Annotated in this window: 5 protein-coding genes and 1 pseudogene; 2 read left to right on the top strand and 4 right to left on the bottom strand. The window is 67.3% G+C overall.

The window, feature by feature from the left end; translation table 11 throughout:
• Positions 1-268: pseudogene (locus tag VLF18_RS21195) on the bottom strand (hypothetical protein); the annotation flags it as partial.
• A gap of 138 nt (positions 269-406) precedes the next feature.
• Here VLF18_RS21195 and moaB point away from each other — a divergent pair.
• Both moaB and ppk2 read left to right on the top strand, forming a co-directional pair.
• Complete coding sequence (gene moaB / locus VLF18_RS21190) at positions 407-925, top strand: molybdenum cofactor biosynthesis protein B (protein WP_325281621.1); 519 nt, start codon at positions 407-409, stop codon at positions 923-925.
• Positions 926-980: 55 nt separating this feature from the next.
• Positions 981-1,757 carry a polyphosphate kinase 2 gene (gene ppk2 / locus VLF18_RS21185; protein WP_325281620.1) on the top strand — a complete coding sequence of 259 codons (777 nt, stop codon included), beginning with the start codon at positions 981-983 and terminating at the stop codon, positions 1,755-1,757.
• A 106-nt stretch (positions 1,758-1,863) separates the two neighbouring features.
• Here the strand turns inward: ppk2 and VLF18_RS21180 are convergent, their stop codons facing one another.
• The 3 genes from VLF18_RS21180 to VLF18_RS21170 all read right to left on the bottom strand — a co-directional run.
• Positions 1,864-2,130 carry an acylphosphatase gene (locus tag VLF18_RS21180; RefSeq protein ID WP_325281619.1) on the bottom strand — a complete coding sequence of 89 codons (267 nt, stop codon included), beginning with the start codon at positions 2,128-2,130 and terminating at the stop codon, positions 1,864-1,866.
• 1 nt (position 2,131) lies between these two features.
• Positions 2,132-2,614, bottom strand: a complete 483-nt coding sequence (locus VLF18_RS21175) for a TlpA disulfide reductase family protein (RefSeq protein WP_325281618.1) — start codon at positions 2,612-2,614, stop codon at positions 2,132-2,134.
• Positions 2,611-3,920 (bottom strand): YihY family inner membrane protein (locus tag VLF18_RS21170; protein WP_325281617.1); only part of this gene is annotated, 1,310 nt, incomplete at its 5' end. The genes VLF18_RS21170 and VLF18_RS21175, both read right to left, overlap by 4 nt.

The raw sequence follows: 3,920 nt of genomic DNA, 5'->3' as shown, positions 1-3,920 counted from the left end.
CGCCGCAGCCGCCCGGAACGACGACGGTGTCCAGCGGCGGCGCGTCGGCGAGGACGGCGTCGGGCACGATCGCAAGGCGCGACTCGGCGCGGAACGGCGCGCCGTCGAGGCCGAGCACGATGGTTTCATAGACCGGCCGGCGGCGCGCGCCGCCGCGTTCGAGCTCGGCCGCCGCGGAAAACACGTCCATCGGCCCGGTCAGGTCGAGCGCATTGAACTGCGGAAAGCCGAGAAAGCCGATGCGGCGGATGCGGCGTGCGGTGTCCATGGCGCAAGCATGCCGCGTTCGCGACGACGGCGCGATGTCGCGTTTCCGACGATTTGGGACATGCCATGGCTCGCACCGCGGTTTGCGTCGCGCGCAGCCGCAGTGGCTTCACCGGCGCGCCTGGGTTAGCTTTCGCGCATGCCTGCCCAGACCGACTTCCGCCCGCTCACGCTCTGCGTGCTGACCGTTTCCGATACGCGTACCGCCGCCGAGGACACCTCGGGCGACTATCTCGTCGCCGCGCTGACCGAAGCCGGCCACCGGCTGCACGAACGCTTCGTCGTCAAGGACGACAAATACCGCATCCGCGCGATCGTCGCGAACTGGATCGCCGACGAACGCGTGCATGGCGTGCTCGTGACCGGCGGCACCGGATTCACCGGACGCGATACCACGCCCGAAGCCGTCGAACCGCTGCTGGACAAGATCATGCCAGGCTTCGGCGAGACCTTCCGCGCCGTCAGCTTCGAGGAGATCGGCACCTCGACGATGCAGTCGCGCGCTTTCGCCGGGCTCGCCAACAATTCGTTCGTGTTCTGCCTGCCGGGCTCCACGTCGGCCTGCCGCACGGCCTGGGAAAAACTCATCCGCGCGCAGCTCGACGCGCGCACGAAGCCCTGCAATCTCGCCGGGCTGATGCCGCGCCTGCGCGAGTAGCGCGGGCGCGGACCATTTCGTCGAACGCAGCAGAGCCGCATCGGAGCAGCCATCCATGGCCGACATGAAACGCAAGGACTACGAAGCGGCGCTCGAGCCGCTGCAGCGCGAACTCATCGACGCGCAGCGCTGGATCATGGAGCAGCGCCGGCGTCTCGTGATCGTGTTCGAGGGCCGCGACGCGGCCGGCAAGGGCGGCGCGATCAAGGCAATCACGCAGATGCTCAACACGCGCGGCTATCGCATCGTCGCGCTGTCCAAGCCGAACGAACACGAAGCGTCGCAGTGGTATTTCCAGCGTTACGCGAGCCACCTGCCCGGCGGCGGCGAGATCGTGCTGTTCGATCGCAGCTGGTACAACCGTGCCGGCGTCGAGAAGGTCATGGGGTTCTGCAGCGACGCGGAGTACCGCGACTTTCTCGCGCAGTGCCCGGTGTTCGAGCGGCTGCTGACCGACGCGGGCACGCTGCTCGTCAAATACTGGCTGACGGTCGATCAGGCGCAGCAGGAAGAACGCTTCGCCGAGCGCGCGTCCGATCCGTTCAAGCGCTGGAAGATCTCGCCGATCGACATCGCCGCGCGCGAGAAGTACGCCGACTACGGCAAGGCGCGCGACGCGATGATCGCCGCGACGCACGCCGAAAACGCGCCGTGGTTCCTCGTCGACTTCAACGACCAGCGCCGCGGCCGGCTGAACCTGATCCGGCATCTGCTCGACTGGCTGCCCGATCGCAAGGTGCCGGAGAAGCCGCTGAAGCTGCCGAAGCTCAAGAGCAAACCCGCCAAGGAGAAGATCGCCGACGCGGCGCGCTGGATCGAGACGAAGTGGTAGCTGGCGAGCGTCCGTTGTCGGGCTTCGCTGCGCTCGACCCAACCTTCGCGATACCTGTTTTTCCGCAGGTTGGATTGCGCAAGGCGAAGCCCGACGTCGCGGACCGTCAACCCGTGACGAACCCCTGCCTGCCTTCGGCTTCGGCCGCCTCGCGCTCGAGTTTTTCCACGCGCGCGAGCGGCGGGCCGTGGCGCAGCCACTGTTCCAGCGTTACGAGCGACTCGCCGTCGCCTTCGGCGAACACTTCGACGCGGCCGTCGGCGAGATTCGTCGCATAGCCCGACAGCTTGAGGCGCATCGCTTCGTCGCGGGTCGAGGCGCGAAAGAACACGCCCTGCACGCGACCGCTCACGTAGAAGCGCGCGGCGGGCATGTCAGTCCTTGATGCCGGTGACGGCGCGCAGCGCGGCCTCGTCGATCGGGCCCATGAATTTCTTCGCGATGCTGCCGTCGGGCGCGACGACGTAGGTGGTCGGCAGGCCGCGCGGCGTTTCCAGCGACTTGGGCGGATCGAAGGTGTCGATCTGCGCGATCGGGAAGCTGACCGGATGCTTCACGAGGAATTCCTTGATCTCCGCGACGTCGGTGTCCTCGTAGGCGAGCCCGATCGCGCGCACGTTCTTGTGCGCGCTGACGAACTTCGACAGCGCCGGCAGCTCCTCGATGCACGGCGAGCACCAGGTCGCCCAGAAGTTCAGGATTACCCAATTGCCTTTGTGGTCGGCGAGATCGAAGGTCTTGCCGTCGAGCGTCTTGATGCTCAGTTCAGGCTTGGCCGGCGTGTCTGCGGACAGGACCGGCGTGGCGGCGACGGACATCAGCGCGGCGAATGTCAGCACGGCGAACGGAAACTTCATGGTTGCTCCGGAGATTCGAGGGCTGCCTGCGCAGACCGGTGCGGCGGGGGAAAGATTTCGCTCAAGCGCACGTCGAGCGCGGCCTGCAGGTCGCCGGCGACGAGATTGACGAGGTCGGTCAGCGCCGAGGGCAGCCGGCAGCGCGCGGTTTCCGTCGGCGCGACGGTCAGCGGCAGGCGGTACAGACCGCTTTCGTAGAGATCGAACAAGGTGACCGCATCGAGGCTGCGCGCGAGCACCCAGTCGCCGAACTCGGTGCGCTGGACCATGCCGGCGCGGTGCAGGTCGCTCAGGTACCGCTGCAGCAGATCGTCGGTCAGGAAGCGCTCGCGTGCGCGCAGGTCTTCGCTGTGCAGGCCGATGCCGGCGCGCTGCGCATCGGCGAAATGATTGACGACGCAGAGCAGTCCGACGAATTCGTGGCCGGGCGCGAGACGCTCGTGCAGGCCGCGGTATTCGAACGCGCTGATCGCCGCGCAGACCGACGCGCCGAGCAGCACGACCAGCCACGACAGGTAGATCCAGAGCATGAACACCGGCACGACCGCGAGCGCGCCGTAGACCTGCTCGTAGGAGGTCAGCGTGCCGAGGTAGAACGCGAAGCCGCGCTTGGCCGCTTCGAACAGCGCCGCGGCGAGCAGCGCGCCGATCGCCGCGTCGCGCAGCCGTACGGTGCGATTCGGAATCACGAGATAGCTCGCGATCAGCGACACCCAGACGATCAGGAACGGCAGCAGGTTCAGCACGCGCGCCTTGATGCCGAGCTCGGCTTCGTAGCCGGCTACGAACGGCAGGGCGAACAGATAGGAGCTCAGCGCAAGCGCGGTCACGAGCAGCAGCGGGCCGAACGACAGCGCGGTCCAGTACATCAGGAAGCGCGACGCCGCGGTGCGCGTCGTCGCGACGCGCCAGATGCGGTTGAACGCGTCCTCGATGCTCATCATCAGCGAGATCGCGCTGATGATCAGCACGACGATGCCGACCGCCGTCGCCTGGCTCGCGTTGTTCGCGAACTCGGTCAGGTAGGCCTGTACGGTGCGTCCGGCCGCGGGTACGAAGTTGTCGAACACGAACGTGGTCAGGTCGGCCTGCCAGCGCGAGAACACCGGAAACGACGAGAGCACGCCGAGGATCGCCGCGGTCAGCGGCACGAGCGAGATCAATGTCGTGAAGGCGAGCGCGCCGGCCGACTGCGGACAGCGGTCGTCGCGGAAGCGTTGCCAGAGAAAGATCGCGAACGCCTGCGCGCGATCGCTCGCGATGTTCGTCCGCAGCAGCGACTGGATGCGGCGCGCGAGCGACCGCC

Origin of the sequence: Tahibacter sp. (genome assembly GCF_035481375.1) — a bacterium.
Taxonomy (GTDB): domain Bacteria; phylum Pseudomonadota; class Gammaproteobacteria; order Xanthomonadales; family Rhodanobacteraceae; genus Tahibacter.
The sequence above is the reverse complement of the archived record's forward strand: the minus strand, read 5'-3'. Positions and strand labels throughout refer to the sequence as shown.